The sequence below is a fragment of the Embleya sp. NPDC056575 genome (assembly GCF_042793325.1).
Lineage (GTDB): Bacteria > Actinomycetota > Actinomycetes > Streptomycetales > Streptomycetaceae > Embleya.
In genome coordinates, this window is sequence record NZ_JBHTVA010000018.1 from 1 (window position 1) to 18737 (window position 18737).

The 18737-nt window shown below is 68.4% G+C and carries 22 protein-coding genes and 1 tRNA gene; 8 read left to right on the forward strand and 15 right to left on the reverse strand.

The features are described 5' to 3' along the window. Positions 1 to 345: 345 nt before the first annotated feature. Both ACFRCG_RS16305 and ACFRCG_RS16310 read right to left on the reverse strand, forming a co-directional pair. A complete protein-coding gene (locus tag ACFRCG_RS16305; RefSeq protein ID WP_380032001.1) occupies positions 346 to 711 on the reverse strand; it encodes a hypothetical protein in 366 nt (121 codons plus the stop codon). A 13-nt stretch (positions 712 to 724) separates the two neighbouring features. Further along, entirely contained in the window at positions 725 to 1981 is a 1257-nt protein-coding gene (locus ACFRCG_RS16310; RefSeq protein ID WP_380032002.1) for a helix-turn-helix transcriptional regulator, read from the reverse strand. 456 nt (positions 1982 to 2437) lie between these two features. On the opposite strand from ACFRCG_RS16310, the gene ACFRCG_RS16315 reads away from it, so the two are divergent. The 6 genes from ACFRCG_RS16315 (at position 2438) to ACFRCG_RS16340 (ending at position 7620) form a co-directional block, all read left to right on the forward strand. Next, positions 2438 to 2725: a hypothetical protein gene (locus tag ACFRCG_RS16315; protein WP_380032004.1), complete on the forward strand. Its 288-nt coding sequence runs from the start codon at positions 2438 to 2440 to the stop codon at positions 2723 to 2725. Between the two features lie 218 nt (positions 2726 to 2943). Continuing rightward, positions 2944 to 3273 (forward strand): glycine-rich domain-containing protein, encoded by a 330-nt coding sequence (locus ACFRCG_RS16320; RefSeq protein WP_380032006.1) that lies wholly within the window; start codon positions 2944 to 2946, stop codon positions 3271 to 3273. An 84-nt stretch (positions 3274 to 3357) separates the two neighbouring features. After that, a complete protein-coding gene (locus tag ACFRCG_RS16325; protein WP_380032008.1) occupies positions 3358 to 4251 on the forward strand; it encodes a phosphotransferase family protein in 894 nt (297 codons plus the stop codon). Between the two features lie 207 nt (positions 4252 to 4458). Next, positions 4459 to 5073 (forward strand): phosphotransferase, encoded by a 615-nt coding sequence (locus ACFRCG_RS16330; RefSeq protein WP_380032236.1) that lies wholly within the window; start codon positions 4459 to 4461, stop codon positions 5071 to 5073. Positions 5074 to 5400: 327 nt separating this feature from the next. After that, on the forward strand, positions 5401 to 5676 hold the full coding sequence (locus ACFRCG_RS16335; RefSeq protein ID WP_380032010.1) for a hypothetical protein: 276 nt from the start codon (positions 5401 to 5403) through the stop codon (positions 5674 to 5676). Positions 5677 to 6417: 741 nt separating this feature from the next. After that, a complete protein-coding gene (locus tag ACFRCG_RS16340) occupies positions 6418 to 7620 on the forward strand; it encodes a hypothetical protein (RefSeq protein ID WP_380032012.1) in 1203 nt (400 codons plus the stop codon). A 32-nt stretch (positions 7621 to 7652) separates the two neighbouring features. Here the strand turns inward: ACFRCG_RS16340 and gcvH are convergent, their stop codons facing one another. From gcvH to ACFRCG_RS16380, 8 genes are all read right to left on the reverse strand, one after another. Next, complete coding sequence (gcvH, locus tag ACFRCG_RS16345; RefSeq protein WP_380032015.1) at positions 7653 to 8048, reverse strand: glycine cleavage system protein GcvH; 396 nt, start codon at positions 8046 to 8048, stop codon at positions 7653 to 7655. Between the two features lie 126 nt (positions 8049 to 8174). Beyond that, positions 8175 to 9488 carry a hypothetical protein gene (locus ACFRCG_RS16350; RefSeq protein ID WP_380032017.1) on the reverse strand — a complete coding sequence of 438 codons (1314 nt, stop codon included), beginning with the start codon at positions 9486 to 9488 and terminating at the stop codon, positions 8175 to 8177. A gap of 90 nt (positions 9489 to 9578) precedes the next feature. Then, the gene (locus tag ACFRCG_RS16355) at positions 9579 to 10358 is read right to left on the reverse strand and encodes a class E sortase (RefSeq protein ID WP_380032019.1); all 780 of its coding nucleotides are present in this window, start codon (positions 10356 to 10358) and stop codon (positions 9579 to 9581) included. A 65-nt stretch (positions 10359 to 10423) separates the two neighbouring features. Continuing rightward, a complete protein-coding gene (locus ACFRCG_RS16360) occupies positions 10424 to 11479 on the reverse strand; it encodes a class E sortase (RefSeq protein ID WP_380032021.1) in 1056 nt (351 codons plus the stop codon). A 326-nt stretch (positions 11480 to 11805) separates the two neighbouring features. Continuing rightward, positions 11806 to 12444, reverse strand: a complete 639-nt coding sequence (locus ACFRCG_RS16365) for an aminodeoxychorismate/anthranilate synthase component II (RefSeq protein ID WP_380032023.1) — start codon at positions 12442 to 12444, stop codon at positions 11806 to 11808. Next, positions 12441 to 12707, reverse strand: a complete 267-nt coding sequence (locus tag ACFRCG_RS16370; RefSeq protein ID WP_380003541.1) for a hypothetical protein — start codon at positions 12705 to 12707, stop codon at positions 12441 to 12443. The genes ACFRCG_RS16365 and ACFRCG_RS16370 overlap by 4 nt, the downstream gene beginning before the upstream one ends. Positions 12708 to 12768: 61 nt before the next feature. Continuing rightward, positions 12769 to 13464, reverse strand: coding sequence for a class E sortase (locus tag ACFRCG_RS16375; protein ID WP_380032025.1), 696 nt, complete (start codon positions 13462 to 13464; stop codon positions 12769 to 12771). Between the two features lie 49 nt (positions 13465 to 13513). Beyond that, on the reverse strand, positions 13514 to 14263 hold the full coding sequence (locus ACFRCG_RS16380) for a DUF881 domain-containing protein (protein WP_126640326.1): 750 nt from the start codon (positions 14261 to 14263) through the stop codon (positions 13514 to 13516). Between the two features lie 130 nt (positions 14264 to 14393). Here ACFRCG_RS16380 and crgA point away from each other — a divergent pair, with 130 nt between their 5' ends. Then, on the forward strand, positions 14394 to 14645 hold the full coding sequence (gene crgA / locus ACFRCG_RS16385; protein ID WP_078976324.1) for a cell division protein CrgA: 252 nt from the start codon (positions 14394 to 14396) through the stop codon (positions 14643 to 14645). Positions 14646 to 14900: 255 nt separating this feature from the next. On the opposite strand, the gene ACFRCG_RS16390 is transcribed toward crgA, so the two are convergent. Both ACFRCG_RS16390 and ACFRCG_RS16395 read right to left on the reverse strand, forming a co-directional pair. Next, a complete protein-coding gene (locus tag ACFRCG_RS16390; RefSeq protein WP_380032027.1) occupies positions 14901 to 15782 on the reverse strand; it encodes a rhomboid family intramembrane serine protease in 882 nt (293 codons plus the stop codon). Between the two features lie 62 nt (positions 15783 to 15844). Next, complete coding sequence (locus ACFRCG_RS16395) at positions 15845 to 16375, reverse strand: peptidylprolyl isomerase (protein ID WP_380032029.1); 531 nt, start codon at positions 16373 to 16375, stop codon at positions 15845 to 15847. Between the two features lie 201 nt (positions 16376 to 16576). Here ACFRCG_RS16395 and ACFRCG_RS16400 point away from each other — a divergent pair, with 201 nt between their 5' ends. Beyond that, a complete protein-coding gene (locus ACFRCG_RS16400; RefSeq protein WP_380032238.1) occupies positions 16577 to 17185 on the forward strand; it encodes a DUF5324 family protein in 609 nt (202 codons plus the stop codon). 83 nt (positions 17186 to 17268) lie between these two features. Here the strand turns inward: ACFRCG_RS16400 and ACFRCG_RS16405 are convergent. The 3 genes from ACFRCG_RS16405 to ACFRCG_RS16415 all read right to left on the reverse strand — a co-directional run bounded on the left by ACFRCG_RS16405 (position 17269) and on the right by ACFRCG_RS16415 (position 18664). Beyond that, positions 17269 to 17341 (reverse strand) — tRNA-Ala (locus tag ACFRCG_RS16405). 136 nt (positions 17342 to 17477) lie between these two features. After that, positions 17478 to 17615, reverse strand: coding sequence for a DLW-39 family protein (locus ACFRCG_RS16410; protein ID WP_170222265.1), 138 nt, complete (start codon positions 17613 to 17615; stop codon positions 17478 to 17480). Positions 17616 to 17860: 245 nt separating this feature from the next. Continuing rightward, a complete protein-coding gene (locus tag ACFRCG_RS16415; protein WP_380032030.1) occupies positions 17861 to 18664 on the reverse strand; it encodes an NAD(P)H-dependent oxidoreductase in 804 nt (267 codons plus the stop codon). Positions 18665 to 18737 lie beyond the last annotated feature (73 nt).

The following is an 18737-nucleotide window of genomic DNA, read 5'->3' on the forward strand; positions in this document are numbered from 1 at the left end:
GCGGGGCCCCCTGCCCGGAGCAAGGCCAGGGGGCCGAGGGGGACCAAAACCGGGTGGGGATGCCTGCGGCCCCCCTCCGCCGGGCAGCGTACGGCCCCCTGGCCATGCTCCGGCCCCGCCGATCGACGCGAAGGTAAACACTCGCCCGCAGCTCAGCGCAAAGGCTGCGGTGCGCTTCGGTCGGCACTCACGATCCGGCATGACAGCGCGGTTCTCACCGGTGGCGCGCCTCCCGCCTCTGGCTTCGCCCCAGCGGGAGCCGCGCCACCGGCAAGAGCCGCGACCCACAATGAGCACCAGGAGCACGATGAAGCCTCCTGCTGGGGGATATCGGACCAACCCGAATCAGGTCAAGGATCCCTCGATCGCCTCGAAGATGTCGGCATCTGTTTCCCGCTGCCAGTCCGGCAGGTCCGCCCAGTCGGCGACGTAGCCCGGCTTGGGGTCCTCGAAGTGCTTGAACATCTGCGCCGTCCAACAGGTGGCGACGAAGCGCCCCTTCTGCTCGCGAGTCAACCGTGCCGCATGGCCGCCGCTCAGCTCCAGGAACTGTCGAACCTGTTCGTACACGGCGCCCGCGGCCTCGCGCTCCCACTCGGGGGTGTCGTCCCAGGGCGTGACGTAGCCAGGCTTGGGTTCGCCCGGGAAGTGCTTGTGCACGCTGGCGATCCACGTTTCGCGGAACAGCCTTGCCCCGTCGTGATCCGACATGTCCACCCTCTCCTCACGCCGTGTTCAGTGCGATGATCTCGGCTCTCAGATCTGCGAAACGATCATCGTGAGCCGGCTGTCCGAATTCGATCAGAAGCCCTTGGAGCCTACGCGCGACGTATCCGGACGAGGACTCACGAGCGAGCTGCACCGCTTCTCGCCCATAGGTCACCACCTGATCCGGGTCCTTGCGCTTGGCGCCGATGACCGCAAGGTCGGTGAGCACGGCCGCGCGTCGCCGGAACGATTGCCCCGGCGCAAGGGCACCTTGGTCAAGGGCGCCCACCAGCACACGTTCGGCCAGGTCGAGTCGGCCCAGCTGTACGTACCGGGCACCGCGTTCCTCGGCAAGACGAGAACCGTCGAACCGAAGCCAACCGCCGTTGTGGCCAGGGCCATTCAGTTCAGCGACCTTCTCTGCTCTGTCGAGTGCTCGTTCGCAGGCCGTCAACTCACCGAGACCCGCATATGCCTCGGCCTGGACACAAGCGACCCAATGGCGTGTCGAAAGGGAACTGTCCCCACGGCGTGCGACTTGCTCGGCCCCCAGCAGGGTGCGGGTTGCCTGCCGAGGACGTTGTTGAAACAACTCGACATATGCGTGCCGAACCAGCGCGCATGCCCAAAGATCGAACGATTCGGCGTCCTTGCCGGCTGTTGCCGCCAAGGCGTAGGAGGCCGCAGCGTCCGAGTAGCGCCCCCCGTCGAAGGCCAGCTCACCGGCGAGTTGAAACAGATCTGCGGCAGCGCTGCACAGGCGTCGGAGTTCTGTCCCCGAGCCGCGGTCGAGCGCTCCGGTCAGCGTTGACAGCTGATCGCGAACGATCGGGTGGACAGATCCCTTGGTTCGAGCACGCAGGTACACCTGCCACAGGTGCTCGTTCATCTGGAGATGATCGGACGAGTGACCCCGCTGTACTCCCTCCGTCAGCGCGTTGGCGTCATCAACCGTGAGTGACGCCAGTGCACTTGCCACGGCAATCGCGCGCAGGAAATCGCGTCGAATCATGTCGTCAATGCTCTCCGAACCGGGGTTGTCGCCCTGCGGCGCCCCCATGAAGCCTTCGGAGGTGGTCTTTTGCGAAGACACCAAGACGTCGAGTTCGGCTAGATCGAGTTGGAGCAACGCCGCTGTCTTGGAGCGAAGTTGGGGTTGTGGAGTGGTTTCGCCCCGTTCCCAGCGTCCGACCGTTGTCCGGTCGACACCGAGCGCATGTGCGAATGACTCCTGACTGTAGCCCAGGAGCTTCCGCCGATCGGCAAGGTTCACCAGGGCTCCTTTCCCCGTCACAGTCCGGGTCTATCAGGCGGCGGCCTTGTGCATCCGGTGTGCATCAAGAGTGCCGCGACGATGCCGTGGAGAAGCCCGACTTCACGCAGTTGGCTGGGGCGATGACATCCGTTCACAAGACGGAGCCGATGGCACTGCCCACGGCCCACCGGATTTCACTCCGTACATATCGGCTTGCAGCCGACGGAACTCCAAGCGAGGAGCGTTCTCCCGAGACGTTCACGAGCTATGCGGTGAGAGGGAGTTCCGAGCCGCCGTGCTCGTGTTCGCCGCACTGCCGCTATCTGCACGCCGATCACTGAACCGAGCTGATCGGGACATGCGTTGCCGGACCTTGCCCCGGGCTCCAAGACCCCGGCTTGCCATGTTGGTCCACCCCTTCGGCATGGCAGGCCGGGCACCACTCACGTGTGTAGAAGAAGAGGTTCGTGACCCGTGGTCGAACCGGATTTCATCGTGAACGCGGCTGGGGAAGTAGTCCCGGTCGTTGTCTCGCGCACATTGCCGCGTCGCGATGAACCCCGGCGTGTGTCCCAGCGGATCGTGGTTGGCGATTGGGTGGCCCCGCTGCCGGGTACCGGACTCGACTTTCCGGCCGGATGCGTCGAGCGTGCGGAGGACTGCAACGGGCTCGACAACGATCGGGTGCTCATCGTGCTCGCCGGCGGGTTGCCGCACATGGTGCGCGGCTCCCAGGTCTACAGGGTCGATCCGCCCGGCTGAGCCCACCATCGACCTCGTTCGGATGCTCGGGGAACGACGTCGGGCGGGGTTCGCAAGGTACCGAAGCACACTGAGCGAAAGGTGGAACGAGCATGACCAGCACAGTGACACCGAACGCGGTTATGGGGGTTCGAGTCCCCGATGCCGTGCGCGCAAAGTTGGTCGGTCGGATCCGTGCGGATCGTCCCGGGATCGGCGCGGGACTGGCGGATCGGATCGTGACGGATACCGCCGTGTTCCTGGCGGTCGGTGCGGCCAACCCGGGCGTGCGCATGACTCCTTCGGCGCTGGTGGACGTCGGATGGCACGCGTGGGTGCTCCACACGGTCGACTACGCCGAGTACTGCCGGCGGATCGGCGGATTCGTGCACCACGTGCCGGACGTCGGGCCGCGCACCGCGGTGGAGGGTCGGGCCGATGTCGTGCGCACGGTCGAGGTGATCAAGGCGGCCGGCTTCCCGGTCGATGCCGAGCTGTGGGCGGTTGCTGCCGGTGACTGCGAGGCCGCGTGCTCCCAGTGCCACGCGGGATGCACCGACAGTCCGTGATCACCAACACGTAAGGAGCGCCCCCGCGCCGGTACCCGGTCGGGGGCGCTCGCTCCTTCGTTCCTTCCACCTCGAATCGAGAGAGTGCCGACGATGCCCCGTCGCCGTGCCTGGACCGAACTGCCTTTATCTGTCTGGGAGAAGATCCAACTGCATACCGGCCCTGTGCGATCGACCCGTGCCCCCGATTTCGGGAAGTCGTCGGAGTTCTCGGCGATGCTCGACACCGCTGGCGGGCCGGTGTTCTGCAAGGGCGTTCGGGCCGACCGCACGTATGCGTGGACGCACCGCAACGAAGCCGCAGTGGCCCCGTTCCTGCCCGCGACCCTCGCCCCGCAGCTGCTGTGGGAGGTGACGCAGGACGGGTGGCTGATGCTTGGGTTCGAGTTCGTGCCCGGACATCATCCGTCGCTGTCGCCGACGTCCGGCGACCTGGACGTGATCGGCGACCTGGTGGTGACGATGGCCGAGACGTTGACGCCGTGTCCGGCCGCCGCCCGACATTCGATCGCCGACCGGTGGGGCGGAGCACCGGGATGGTCCGCCGTCCACGTCACCTCACCGGCCGATCTCGATCCGTGGGCGCGGGAGCACTTGGGCGTGCTCGCCACGCTCGAACGGGGTGCTCGGCTCGATGGCGACACCCTCGTGCACTCCGATCTGCACCAGGCCAACATGCTTGCCGAGGACGGGCGCGTGCGGGTGATCGACTGGGCATGGTCGGCCCGCGGCGCCGCCTGGATCGATACCGCCTATGTCGTCGTCCGGCTCATCCATGAGGGTCACACCCCCGAGGCGGCCGAAGCGTGGGCGATGCACGTCCCCGCGTTCGCCAAGGCCCCGGAGCCGGTGATCACCGCGTTCGCCGTCAAGCTCGCCGGCATGTGGGAGTACATCGCCCGCTCCTCCCGGTCCCGCCCCCACTCACGAGCGCTCGCCGACACCGCGCGCCGGTGGGCGCAGTACCGACTGGGCTGACGCACTCACCCGAAGATCATTCGGCACCGCGAACGTGAACAAGCACGAAGGTCAGGAATGAACCAACATTGGTCGAAGGTGCCTTTCGTCTTACGTGACTCTGTCGAGTCCGACATCGGAACCGTGAACAGAGCAACCCCGCTGCCCTGGACGCGCAGCGTGCCGTTCGCGGCAGTCCTGTGGACCCGTGCCCATCGGCCCGTGGTCATGAAGGCGTCACCCGACTCTCACGCGGCAGCCGAGTACGTACGCCGAGAAGCCGCAATCACACCATGCGTCCCCGGTCTGGCACCCGAGCTGATCGCCGCGTACGACACCGGCGGATGGGTCGCCACTCTCACCGCGTATCAAAAACGTGCGCGGTTCGCGGACCTGGCACCCGGATCACCGGACCTGCCACGCGTGGCACGTGCTCTGTTCACCGTTAAACGGAGTCACCCCGGGCCGCGCCTGCCGTATCTCTTCGATCGATGGGCGACGAGACCCAGCCAACGTGATCGCCGCAGTCTCCACGGAGCCCACCTTCTCCACACGAACCTGCACCCGACGAACCTCATGGTCTACTCGGAGCCCGTCAATCCGCGGGTGTGCGTCATCGGTTGGGGCCGCGCCGCAGTGGGCCCCATGTGGGCGGAACTGGCCCTGTTCTACCGGGAACTTCGCCGAGCGAACCACACCCCCGCAGACGCCTTGGCATGGCTCGCCCGAATACCCGCATGGCGCACGGCGCTACCTGAGCGCGTTGACGCACTGGCCCGCGGAATGCGCAGCGCCACAACGTCGGTGCAGGACCAAGCGATTTGGGCCGAGTTGATCGCCTAACCAGCGGTGTGGGGGCGCCTTGGGCACCCTGTGCCCGCTTCATCCGCCCCGCTGCCTCTGGCAGGCCCGTCCGGGGTCGACCAGAGGTGATCCTGAAGCGCCCGGGGATCGTCGCCTAACGGTCCCCGGGCATAGCCGATCAGCGTTCCCTGAGCAGGAGCTGACCAAGCCATGACAGAGCTTATTGCCCGCCTATTCGCATGGGTGCTCGGACGCCCTACCCGGACGAGGACGACCGGTAGGCACCGCGCCCGCCGCATCGACCGCCCGAACCGGCCCCGTCCTGCCAGACCCGGCAGACCCAGGTACACCCGTGAGGGGATCGCCGTGACGTGGTACGACTTCACCCCGCCGGAGCGCGATGCCGTCGACGTGCGTGGCCCGGCCGAGTCGCACGTCCAGGCCCTCGAACCGGAGCGGGAACCCGAGTACTTCCTGGTTCGCTCATATGTGAGCCGACTGTGGGAGCGGCGGGCGCAGGACCAAGCCGAGGACGACGCGCGTTGGGCCCGTCGCAACGAACGGATCAGGCAGGACGCAGCCGCGAGTGCGGGGGTCGGATCGCCGTCCGACACCTCCACACCGAGAGTGGTGCACGCATGACCCCCCAGCCGACCTACCGCCACTGTTGTCGCTGTGAGAGCGTGGCCGAGCTGGTCCCGGTCCAGGTGATCGAGTCCGGCCGAGGTTCAAGCGGTTGGACCCTGTACGCGTGTCCCGAGCACGCGTCGGCTTTCCCGTCGCTGCCCCAGCCGACCGTCGCCGGCGCCGATTTTCTCCCTTCTACATGTGGGGCGATTTAGGGGCGAGGAACCGGGCGCAACGTGCCGGAACGCGTCGTAGGTCGAGGCAACCGGCCTTGTGAATCCTGGGGTCTGAGCGTTTGCCCAGGTCAGAGAGACGCCCGAGCATCCCTGATAAGGAAGAGGCCACAGGTTCAAGTCCTGTTAGGCCCACTCTCGCAAGTGCCGATCAAGGGCCCTTCCCCATGTCTTGGGGGAGGGCCCTTGATCCGTTCCGGGGGCGAAACAGGGGTGGGCGGATCAGACCGCTCGCCTCTCCGGACGACTTGGTACAACGACGGTTCGGCGCCTCGGGTTCCGGTCCGCGCACGCGCGACGCGTTCGACTTCCTCCGCGTGTTCGAAGACCGTTTGGCCCGCGCTCGGCCGGGGCGAATCGGCCTGGGGCGGGGGCGCGAGGTGGTGTGGCCTGAATGCTCGACCTTGTGTCGGCCAACCTTTCGCGGCGTTCTTGTGACGCCCGGGACACGTTCCGATACTGGCACCTGGCCACCGCGAACCACTCACCGACCGCACATGTGGCGGTCCCGGGAGGAGACGCCATGCCGCCTTTCGATCAGCCCGTCGACGGAATACTCGCACCCCGCTCGGGGGCCGAGGGGACCCACGCCGCGAAACTCGACACGAGCGGAGACATCTACACCGAGTTCAGTGGCTTCCAGGTCACGATCCACCTGAGCCGGGAGGCCGTCGAGTGGATCAGCACCATGGAGAAGCTCTTCGACGCCTACCTTGAAGTGTCCATGGAGGCGCTGGAGGAGGTCGCGCCGTTCTTCGACGTGATCAGTGCCTACATCCAGGCCGAGGTGACGGCGATCGAGGCCGTCTCGGAGACGGTGCCGGACGGGCGGGTCAAGCTGGTGGGGGTCATTCCCTTCTCCGTCTTGGTGCCCGAACCGGACGAGGGCTTCGTTCCCCCGGGAGGATGGCACCCCCCGCCCGTCGTGAACGGCCTGCGGTGGTGGACCGTGAACTCCATCAACCTCTACAACGGCCGGTGGTGTTTCACCGCCACCAACTCGAACCCGAACAAGTCCTCGGTGTCGTCGATCTACTTCTCCACGGACTACGACGGCAGCTCCATGCACATCGACCCCCGGGATTTCCGGGACACCTACGGATGGACCGGCCTCAGAGGCCACGCGGAGTTCAACAGTGGGCTGGACACGTGCGTCTACGTCAAGCGCACCGGGATGTGGTGGCTGTTCAACGGCGAGTACTGCGCGAGGACGAACGGCTACGGAAACACCGTGACCTGGTCGCCGCAGAAAACGACGGACGCCTGGAGGGGGTTCGCCCGGATCGCCAACGGAGAATTCGGCCGGGACGAGCAGGACCAATGGGCCGGCGGCGTCTCCTGCGTCACGGCCGTCGACGACTACTACCTGTTCACCGCGGGGACCCGGGTCGCCATGCTCGACGCGGGCAGCGGGGACTTCAAAGCCGACTGGCCCCGCCCCGTGGATATGACCGACGTATGGCCGGCTCTCGAGAATCTCCCCGCCGCCGGCATCAAGGACGGCAGCGGACCGAAAGCCGTGTGCTGGTACCAACACGGCAACACGAAGACATGGCTCCTGGTCTTCCACAGCAAGATCTTCGTCAACAGCTCCGCCTTCTACAGCCCGGTCGGCTTCATCTACGACTACCTGGCATGTCGATCCGATGTGGCGAACGAGCACTACAGCTGGAACGCCATGTTCAACTATCTGAACGGCCCGTGGCCCTACCCTCGCTGCGATTGACCGGCGGTACAGGGGTGAAATAGGGGCGCGGGTCAGTCAGACGCTTCTTCCTTGATGTAGTCGGCGTACTCGTCCGCCGTGAGCAGGCCGTCGGTCCGGGCCGATCCCTCCGTGCGCAGTCGGATGGTCCAGCCGTCGCCGTAGGGGTCGTCGTTGACCTGTTCCGGGCTTTCGCTCAGGGTCTCGTTCACCTCGGCGACCTCGCCGGTCACGGGCACGTAGACCTCGCTCACGGCCTTCACCGACTCCACGTTGCCGAAGGGCTCACCGGCCTCGAAGCGGTCGCCCACGCCGGGTAGCTCGACGTAGACGACGTCGCCGAGTTGCTTTTGCGCGTGATCCGTCAGACCGACCCGCACCAGGTCGCCCTCGACCCGGGCCCACTCGTGGTCCTTGCTGTACAGGCGATCGTTCGGGATGTTCGCCATGCCGGCCTCCGGGGCTCTTCTTCATCGCTTCGTGGGTGGCGATGGCAAGCCTGCTACACCCCGGCTCCGGGCGGAACCGGACACACTCGTACGAGTGACAACGAGCACCGGGAGCCCGGCGAGGCTTCAGACCGCAGGGTTCGAAGGCCCTGCCGCCGGCATGCCGGCAGGGCCGGCGGACTGTCGGGTCCGACGGCCGAGGTAGGCGGACCAGGCTTCGGGCCCGCGGCGCATCTGCACCTCGGGATCGTCGTCCCGGAGTCGGACCAGGTGGCGCCGCGCGGCCGAGAGCGCCCCGCCGGGGCCGGGTACGAGTTCCCGAAGGGCGACGATCGACGGGCCCACTCGGCGCGCGTCGTCCCCGTCGGGGATGCGCAGCCACGCGGCATGGGCGCAGTCGGTGGGGCCGACGACGGTCGCATGGTCGTGGGGCAGGCCCCGCATGCGTCGCCGGGCGACGTCCCGGTACAGCTCGCAGGCGTGCAGGTAGCGGCCGGCCATCGCCGACGCCCAGGCGTGGACCTCCCGAGCGGCCCATGAATCGGGGTGATCGAACCCCAGCGTGGTGGCCAAGCGGTGGTCCAGCTCCTGAGCCACGAGGACGGCGACCGTGTGGTCACCCGCTTCACTCGCCGTGCGAATCCGGGTGAGATCTCCCGTGTACGCCGCCGGGTCGGACGGTTGCAGGAGTATCCGTGCGGGCGTGTCGGCAGTCGTGACCTCGGAGGGGGCGAGCGCGGCCGGCGGCGCCCCGGGGTGGACGTTCCCCAGCCGCAACCCCGGTACATCGGGCACGAGTTCCACGGTGTCGACGGCCAGGCCGGCCCGCTCGACCACCGCGCGGTGGATGTCGGACGGATGCACCTCGGCAGGCACCCGAGGTATGCCCTGCGGTAGCACGGCGCACAGCGCGCGGGTGAAGGGGCTGGTGCCGTCCGCCGACTTGGCCGGCGGGTTGATCACGCCCCACACCGGGAGGCTGTTCGTCAGCGACGCAGGGGCGGTGTCGTGGAGGCGGGCCCAGCTCTGCGCGTCGGTGGCGAAGTCCACGATGACCAGTGTTTGGTTGCGAGGCCGCGAACGAAGCGTGTTCACCAGCCACTCCCACGGCAGCCCGTCATAGCGCACGCTGCGCGGCGTGGAGTCCCGCAGCCCGAGATGCGCGGCGCCGGTGCGATCGAACATCAGCAGACCCGAGACGTACACGACCACGGGCCCGGGGACGCGCGCCGCCGCCTTGACGCGGCTCAACACCGCGTGAGGGTTGACCGCGTCATCGATCTGGACCACGTCGACACCCGAGGCCCGGGGAGCGAAGCACGCCGGAGGTATCTCGGTCATCGCGCCCAGATTGGCGCCGGTGCCGCGCAGTTGTCGACGGGACGCACGACCTCGTGCGCTCTCGATCAACAAGAGGTGGCCCCGTACGGCAAGGGTCATCTGCACCCTCCGTTGCTGAGATCAAGAGGAGAGCGAAGCTATCAAGTGCCGACGTCGTTGGGTAGCGATGCCGAACCGACGGGCCCGCGCTCAGCGGCGGAGGGCCGCCGGCTTCGTGTCGCCCTGTTTCGGGTCCGTCGTGGTGAGTTCGCCCCAGTAGATCATGCGGTTCTTGGAGGTGAACTCCGGATCGCACGTGGTCAGGGTGATCAGGCTGCGGCCGGCCGGTCCGCCCAGGTCCGGGGGGCGGGCGGTGAGGACCGAGCCGTTGGAGGGCTTGGTGATGAACGGGCCCTTGACTATCGTGTACGTGAACCACTGGGTCTTGGTCTCGACCACGACCTTGTCGCCCGCCCGCAGGTTGTTCAGGTGGCGGAACGGCTCGCCGTGTCCGTTGCGGTGGCCGGCGAGGCCGAAGTTGCCGGCGCCGCCGGGGCCGACGTAGGGCGGGTACGTGTAGTGGCCGACACCCTTCGAGAGCGAGGCCAGGCTGGACCCCTCGATGATCGGCTGGTACCAGTTCGAACCGAGCCTGGGGATCCACAGGATGGCCAGCGTCTCGCCGCGGATGGTGTGCGAACCCGCCACCTTCTGGCCGTCCTTGCCGCCGTCCACGCTCACGTCGGTGGGGCCGCTCAGGACGTCGGTGGGCGGCTGCGCGGCGGGCGGTTCGGTGCCCTCGGTGCCCTTGACGCCCTCGGTGCCCTGTCTGGCCCAGTCCCTGCGCAGCTGGTCCACCTCGCTGCGGGCCTCGGCCCGGGCCTCGAAGTTGGTCCAGTAGAGCTGGTGCACACACAGCAGCAGGCCGACCAGGCCCAGGGTCAGGAGGAGTTCCGCCCCGACGCGAATGGTTTTGCGTACAGCGCCCATGGGTCGACAGCTTGGCACAGACAAGAAGTTCGGTCAGGACCCGGAGACCGGAATGTGATGCGCCGTCACTTCGCCCCGTCCAGCAGCGCGTCCGGTTTGCCCTGGGAACGCGGCCGCTCCTCCTCCAGGTGGCCCCAGACGATCAGGCGATACGTCGAGGCGCCGTCCGGCGTGCACGTGGTCAGCGTGATGTAGCGGCCGGGCTTGGTGTACGGCCCCTTGTCGGGGATCGGATCGATCACCTGGATGTGCGACGGCGAGGTCTGCGGCAGGTCCGCGTCGACGGTGTACGTGAAGTACGTGGTCGCGGTCTCCACGACCACCTTGTCGCCGGGCTTGAGCTTGTTGATGTAGCGGAACGGCTCGCCGTGCCCGTTGCGGTGCGCGGCCACCGCGAAGTTGCCCTGGGCATCCCACGGCATCGCCGTCTTCGGGTCGTTGTAGTGGCCCACCAGGCCGTTGTTGAGCACCTTGCCACGGTCGGTGCCCTCCGCTATCGCCTGCTTCTCCATTCCGATCCGGGGGATGTACAGCAGCGCGAAGCCCTTGTTCGGGGCGACGTACTGGCCGGGGTTGCGCGGGTCGACCACCTGGCCGGGCGTGTTGTTCCAGCTCTGCTGTATGTCGTGCGCCTCGTTCCGGGCCTTCTCCGCCGCCACGATGTTCGTCCACCAGGTCAGGTACACCACGTACAGGACCAGGAGTACGCCCACCGTCATCGCGAGTTCGCCCACGAGGCGGGCGCCGGCGGTCAGTATCCGCGCGCCGGTCGACGGTTTCGCCGCCCGCCGCCGGGCGGCCCGTCCGGCGCCCTCGGCCGGCTCCGGGCGCGCGGGCGGACGGGAGCCGCCCCGGCCGGCCTTCCTGCGCTGCGCCTTGCGCCGCTCCGCCCGTCCGCCGGGTACGACCGCGCCGCCCGGCGTCGGCCGCGGAACGGCCTCCGGAGCGGGCGCGTACGCCGGGTCGAGCACCGGATCGGCGCCCGCCACCCCCGCGTCGGCCCGAAACCACGCGTCCATCGCGTCGGACGCGTCCGCGGCGCCCGGCATGTCCGGCGCACCCGCCGCGGCCCGGGCTCCCGGCAGCGCCCGAGGCGCCTCCACCATCGCCGCCGGCGGCATGTAGACCGCCGTCTGCTCGACGGACTCGGCCCGCTGCCGCTGTGCGGCCCGCCGACGGGCCGCGCGCCCGCCCGGAACGGGATCCGAAACGGCCGGAAGGGCCGCTGTGGGCGGTGCCGTGAAGCCGGGGTCGACCAGGTCCCGCGCATAGTCCTCGGGCGCGTACGGGGCCGGCCCACCCGCTCCGTGCCGCCCGCCGCCACCCGCTCCGTGCCGCCCGCCCCCGCCCGAGGCGTGGGAACCGCCCGGCCCATCCGAGCCGCCCGCACCCGACCCGTACGGGACGCTTCCCGCCCCGTACCCGCTGTCGGGTATCGACCCCTCGGTCAGGCCGGGAGCGGCGTGCGCCCGACGACGGGTGCCAGACCCGCCGACCGGTCCGGCGCCGTCGGATCCCCGCAGCTCACCAGCCAGTTCGCCAGCATCCGGTGGCCGTACTCCGTCAGCACCGACTCCGGGTGGAACTGCACGCCTTCGACCGGTCGGTCGCGGTGCCGCAGGCCCATGATCACGCCGGTCCCGGTCCATGCGGTCACCTCCAGTTCGGCCGGAATCGTGTCCGGATCCACCGCGAGCGAGTGATAGCGCGTCGCGGTGAACGGCGACGGCAGGCCGGCGAAGACGCCCGCCCCCTCATGCACCACAGGGCTGGTCTTGCCGTGGAGAAGCTCGGGCGCCCGGCCAACGGTAGCGCCGTGCGCCGCCGCGATGGACTGCATCCCCAGGCACACCCCGAAGACCGGCACCCGGCCGCCCTCGCGGCGCACCATCTCCATGCAGATCCCGGCGCCCTCGGGCGTGCCGGGTCCCGGGGACAGCAGTACGCCGTCGAATTCCTCGGCCTCCTCGACCGTCACCGCGTCGTTGCGCCGCACTTCGCAGGTCGCGCCGAGCTGGTAGAGGTACTGCACGAGGTTGAAGACGAAGCTGTCGTAGTTGTCCACGACGAGAATGCGCGTGCTCATCCCGGCAGTCCTCCCGGCAGTGAAGAAGGTGACCCGGACGACCCCGCCGAGGTCGCACCCGCCGGAAGCGGTACGCCGCCGGGCCCGGTGGTGTTCGTCACGTTGTCCTGGTCGACCGTCACATCGCTGAACGGCAGCAGGGGTTCGGCCCACGGGAAGACCCATGTGAACAGCGCGTACACGATGGCCAGCACCAGGACCAGGGAGAGCAGGAGCTTCACCCACACGTTCCCCGGCAGGGTGCGCCAGATCCAGCCGTACATCAGGCCCAGGCCCTCTCTCGCTCGCCGCCCGCGCGGCCCGACTCGCTCATCCGCGCCCCGCTCATCCCTGCAACGCCGCCGGTCGACCGGAGGACAGCGGGGTCCGCGACTCCAGGTGGCCCCAGACGATCAACCGGTGCGTGCTGCCGAACTCGGGTTCGCAGGTGGTCAGGGTGATGTATTTCCCGGGCGCCGTATAGGCCTTCGCCGGCACCGGGTCGAGCACGTGCACATCCTCGGGAATGGTCTTCAGGACCGCCTTGTCCCCGGGAAGGCTGACCGGCTTGTCGATCGAGTAGACGAACCACTCGGTGATGCCCTCGATCACGACCTTGTCGCCCACCTGCAGCTTGGGCACGTTCAGGAACGGGTCGCCGTACGTCTTGCGGTGCCCGGCGATGGCGAAGTTGCCGTCCTGACCCGCCTGCGCGCTGCCCTTGTACCAACCCAGGCCCTTTTGCAGCTCCTTGGGCGTGACCCCGGGCCGGATGGTCTTGTACCAGCCGTCACCGAAACGGGGGATGTACATGGTCCCGAACGGCTCACCGTCCTCGTACGGGGCCTGCGCCGCGGGTGCCTGCGCGACCGGCACGTCCTTGGGCACGCTCGCCCCGATCCGCTTGCGCGCCTCGTCGAGCTTGTGCATCTCCTCGGCCCGCGCACGATCGGCCAGCACGCCGGTCCAGTAGAGCTGATAGACGACGAACAAAAGGATGACGACGCCCAGTGTGATGAAGACCTCCCCGAGGCCTCGCATCGTGGTCCGCAACACCGTCGTCAGACTCCCCTCGATTCACCGCTGCCGATCACGTCCCGGAGACTTTCGCATACTCCAGGCCCAGCGGGCCCGTATACCCCGGCGCATCGATGCGCTTGCGGTCCTCGACCTTCCACCCGAGGCCGAACGCCTCGACGTAGTCCGTGTAGTTGGACACGCTCTTGCTCTGATCCAGGGCGCGCCGCAGGGCGCCGATGTCGCCGACCGCCGAGATCACGTACGGGGGCGAGTACACCCGGCCGTGCAGGATCAGCGTGTTGCCGACGCAGCGCACCGCGGACGTGGCCACGATCCGCTGGTCCATGATCTGGATCGCCCGCGCGCCGCCGTTCCACAGCGCGTTCACCACGCCCTGGATGTCCTGCTGGTGCACCACGAGGTCGTCGGCGGTGGGCTCGCGCACGCCGGGTACGCGGGACTTGGCGTCGGGCGGGGCGTCGGTCAGGGTGACCGTCAGGCCCTCGCCGGAGACCGGGGTGACCCCGGCCGGGTCCGCGACGGCGTCGATGCGACCGCGCGCCTGGGGGTCGTTGGCCTGCTCCTGGACCAGCCCGTCCACGTCCCGCTGCAGCTTGGACAGGTCCTGCTGGGCGCTCTCGTTGCGCCGACCCTGGTCCCGGATCACGTCGGAGAGTTTGAGCATCTGCGCGTCGCTGCGCAGATTGGTGCCGTGGGAGGTGTCGGCGCTGATCCAGAAGAGCAGACCGGCCAGGGCGAACACCACAAGTGCGGACAATCGGGGTACGATCGCACGCCAGGACATCCCGGACGGCCGCATGGCGAAGATACGCACGTCGCCGTACCCTCCTTCCGGACCTGACAGCGACTACGCTAACCGACACATCACCGGATCGTGTCGCGTGTGCTGCGCACCCACTCGTCCGGCTACATCGACAGGAGAGACTCTCGTGCCGAAGTCCCGGATCCGTAAGAAGGACGACTTCACCCCGCCGCCCGTCAAGAAGACGACCATAAAGCTGGACTCGCGCCGCTGGGTGGCGCCGTTCATGCTGGCCCTCTTCGCGATCGGCCTGCTGTGGATCGTGGTCTTCTACGTGACCGACATGCGCTTCCCGATCGAGTCCCTGAAGAACTGGAACATCGTCGTCGGCTTCGGCTTCATCGCCGCCGGCTTCGGCGTGTCCACTCAGTGGAAGTAGCGCATACGCGCAGCTCAGCGAGTTTTCCCGGGGAGACTCCACAGAGTTATCCACAGTGGGGATAACTGGGCAGATCCTGTGGATAACCCGTTACGGTCCAACGACCGGCCGGGATGTGGGTAACGGCTCGCATCCCGGATTCATCACTCCGGGTCATTGGTATGACTCATAGCGTCACCATGCTCGGGCGTCGGGCCCGGGTCGTGTACCTGTTGCCTGCCGTCTCGCGCCCTCGCGCCCTCGCGCCCTCGTGCCTCAGACGATCTGCGCGGTCCGGATCAGCACGATCGCCACGACCACCGCCAGCACCGCGAGCAGGCTGCCCACCTGGACCAGGGTCCGCTGCCGCGCCGGCGCGTAGACCACACCGATCGCCGCGAGCGTGCCCGCGACCAGTCCCCCGAGGTGGGCGCGCCAGTCGATCGTGCTCATGTTGAGGAACGTGATCATCAGGTTCAGCGCCAGCAGGATGATCAGCGGCTTCAGGTCGTAGTTCATCCGCCGACCGAGCACGATCATCGCGCCGAACAGCCCGAACAACGCGCCCGAGGCGCCCAGCGAGCCCTGGTTCGGTTCGGCGATCAGATACGACAACGCGCTGCCGCCCAGACCGGCGACCAGGTAGAGGGCGACGAACCGGGTCCGGCCCAGCGCCGCCTCGAGCGGCGGCCCGAGCATCCACAGGCCGAGCATGTTCAACCCGATGTGCCAGAACTGCTGATGCAGGAACGTCGCGGTGAGCAGGCGGTACCACTGGCCCTCGGCGACACCCTGCCACTCGCCGCCCATGAAGAAGCGGCCGACCAGTATCCACCGGTCCACGAACGTGTTGCCGACCACCTGGACCAGCACGAAGACGGCGAGGTTGAGCCCGATCAGGGTCTTGGTCACGATCGCGGGCGCGGTCGTGGGCGCGACCCGACCGCCCGCCACGGTGCGCGCCTCGCGTACCTGGCGGCTGCCCTGCCGGACACAGTCCGGGCACTGGAAGCCGACGGACGCGCTCACCATGCAATCGCCGCAGACGGGCCGCTCGCAGCGCGTACAGCGAATGTTCGACTCCCGATCGGGATGCCGATAACACACGGGTGGACCGGCCGGTCCGGTCGCACTCGGCTGCTGCTCGTCGGGGCTCATGCTCACCTTCAGGCACGCGCCGCGGGCCGGGACCCGAAGGCCCCGGCCCGTGCGCTCGGGGTTCAGGACGAGAGGGTCTCGACCTCGACCGAGTTGATCACGACGTCGGAGGCCGGACGGTCGCGCATGTCGGTCTGGGTACCGGCGATCGCGTCGACGACCTTGCGGCTCTCCGCGTCGGCGACCTCACCGAAGATGGTGTGCTTGTTGTTCAGGTGCGGCGTGGCACCCACGGTGATGAAGAACTGCGAGCCGTTGGTGCCCGGTCCGGCGTTGGCCATCGCCAGCAGGTACGGCTTGGAGAACGCCAGGTCCGGGTGGAACTCGTCGGCGAAGCGGTAGCCCGGACCGCCGGTGCCGGTGCCCAGCGGGTCACCGCCCTGGATCATGAAGCCGGAGATGACGCGGTGGAACACGGTGCCGTCGTACAGGCGTGCGGTGGTCTTCTGCCCCTTGGCCGGGTGGACCCACTCGCGCTGCCCCTGCGACAGCTCCACGAAGTTCGCGACCGTCTTCGGTGCGTGGTTCGGGAACAACCGGATGCGGATGTCCCCGTGGTTGGTCTTGATGGTGGCGAAAAGTTCCTCGGCCACTGATGTGCCTTCCCTACGGTTACACGGACGGTCTTCTTGAATCCTCGAAATCCTCGCATGCCGCGGGCGGCTCCTGCCACGAGACCACCGCGGACACCGTTCCACCGTACGGATCGCACGCCGATACGCGGCGCATGAACCCGGGATCGTCGGGAACAGATAGCGGATGAACCCGGCGAGGAGGAGGATGTCGTGACCCGCATGGATCCGGTCCGCGAGGCGACCGGCAGGACCAGGGAGCGGCTTGCCCCACACGCCGCGCACGCCAAGGAGGCGGCGATCCACTACGCGGGCGCGGCACGTGAGCGAGCGGTCGAGACCACCCGCGAGAAGGTCGTACCCGCACTGGTGAACGCCAAGGAAACGGCCGCACCGCACGTCGAGCACGCCGTGGAGACGGCCCGCCACCGGGTCCGCCACGACGTGGTTCCGCGCGTATACCAGGCGGTCGACCAGGCCCGGGGCGCCGCCGAACCCGTCCGTGACGAGGCCCTCCTGCGGGCCGGTGCCGCGCTGTCCGTCCTCAAGGGCGAGATCAGCGCCGAGGACGTCGCCCGGGTCGGCCGCACCAAGCGGCGCCGGGCCCGCCGCCGCAGGTTCCTGATGATCACGGTCGTCGCGGGTGGCGGCTTCGCGGCCTTCCTGTGGTGGCGCCGCCGCAACGCCCGGCCGGAGTGGCTGACCGACGAGCCCGACGAGGCGCTGCAGGGCTCCGCCACCACCCCGCAGACCCCCGCGTCCCTCGACGACGAGGTCAAGCTGACCGAGGACGAGTTCCGCTCGGCCGCTCCGAAGCGGGACGCCGACTGACCCGCCCGAACACACGACGAAGGGCCCGGCATCGCGCCGGGCCCTTCGTCGTATCGCCAGTCGTGGATCCTGTACGGATCCTGTGGAGCCTAGGGGAGTCGAACCCCTGACATCTGCCTTGCAAAGGCAGCGCTCTACCAGCTGAGCTAAGGCCCCTTGGTACCGAACCAGATTAGCGGCAACCGGGCCGCGATTTCACAACACCTCATCCGGGCAAGTGTGACGTTTCACGTGAAACGTCACACTTGCCCGGATGGGTTCAAGCCTTTGCGGGGTCTCCCGCACGATCTGTTCAGCGAGTGCCGGTGCCCGCCGGAACCGCGTCCGTCGCCTCGGTCCACAGATCCTGCTCGGCCCGATCCGCCTGAATCTGCCGGTAGACCAACAGGCCGGCTACAGCAGCCAAAGCCACCAGGATCAGCTTCTTCATCAGCGTGGCCTCTCCGTCCTGCGAGTGACGTTCGTGCACCTGTCCGCGTGCCGTGGGCGCCGCGGTCGGGTCGGGCTCGACAATAACAGGTGGACCGAGGCACCGACCAATGCCGAAAGTCGTGGTCCGAGCGCCGGTCGTCGGCCCCGGCGGTGCCGGTCCGCGCAGGTCGCCGCCCGTTTCGCGGCCCCGAACCGCCCCCGCGTACCGGGGAGTCGGGCACGACCGGCCCCGGCTCAGGCGCCCTACCGCACATGCATGTCGATCCCGCTCGTCCCGGGCTCCTCGACGCCCGGCAGCAGCCGCATCTCACGGTCGTAGTCGCCGCCGTCGAGCGCGCGGAAGGCCACCGGCTCGTCGGTGAAGAGCCCGTCGAGCCGCCGGGCGTACTCCTCCTTCGCCGCCTCGAACCGCTCCGGCGATACGTCGTTCGAGCCGTACACCACGAACGGCTCGAGCGGGGCCAACCCGGTGAACCAGAACAACCCGTGCTGGAGCGGGAAGAGCAGTTCCGCCGGCCGCCCGTGAATGCCCCGGTCGGAGAACGCGGTCTCCCGGGCGCCGGCCGTCACCGACAACAATGCCCGCCGCCCGGCCAACGCGCCCTCACTGTACGGGGGCGGGACCTTTGGACCGTAGGCGAATCCGGCGGTGAACACCCGGTCGATCCAGCCCTTCAGAATCGCCGGCGCGGAGAACCACCACATCGGAAACTGCAGGACGATCGCGTCCGCCCAGAGCACCTTCTCCTGCTCGGCGGCGATATCCGGGGCCAGCCGCTCGGCCAGCGTGGCCCGCTGCGAGTCGGCCATCACCCGAAGGCGGTGGTCCGCGACGTGCTCCGGGAAGTCGTCGCCATCCACCGCCGCCTTCCACTTCATCGCGTACAGGTCGGACACCCGAACGTGGTGTCCCGCCGCCCGCAGCCGTTCGACCGCGAACTCGGTGAGCGCGCCGTTGAGCGAGCGCGGCTCGGGATGGGCGACGACGACGAGGACCTTGCGGGGCGACGGCGTGGGCCGGCCGGACTGCGGCGTGGTGGGGTTCATGGAGCCAACGCTCCTCCGGGCGCGAACGGGTAGCCAGGACCCGGTTCAACCGGCGGAACCCCGTTCCTGGTAC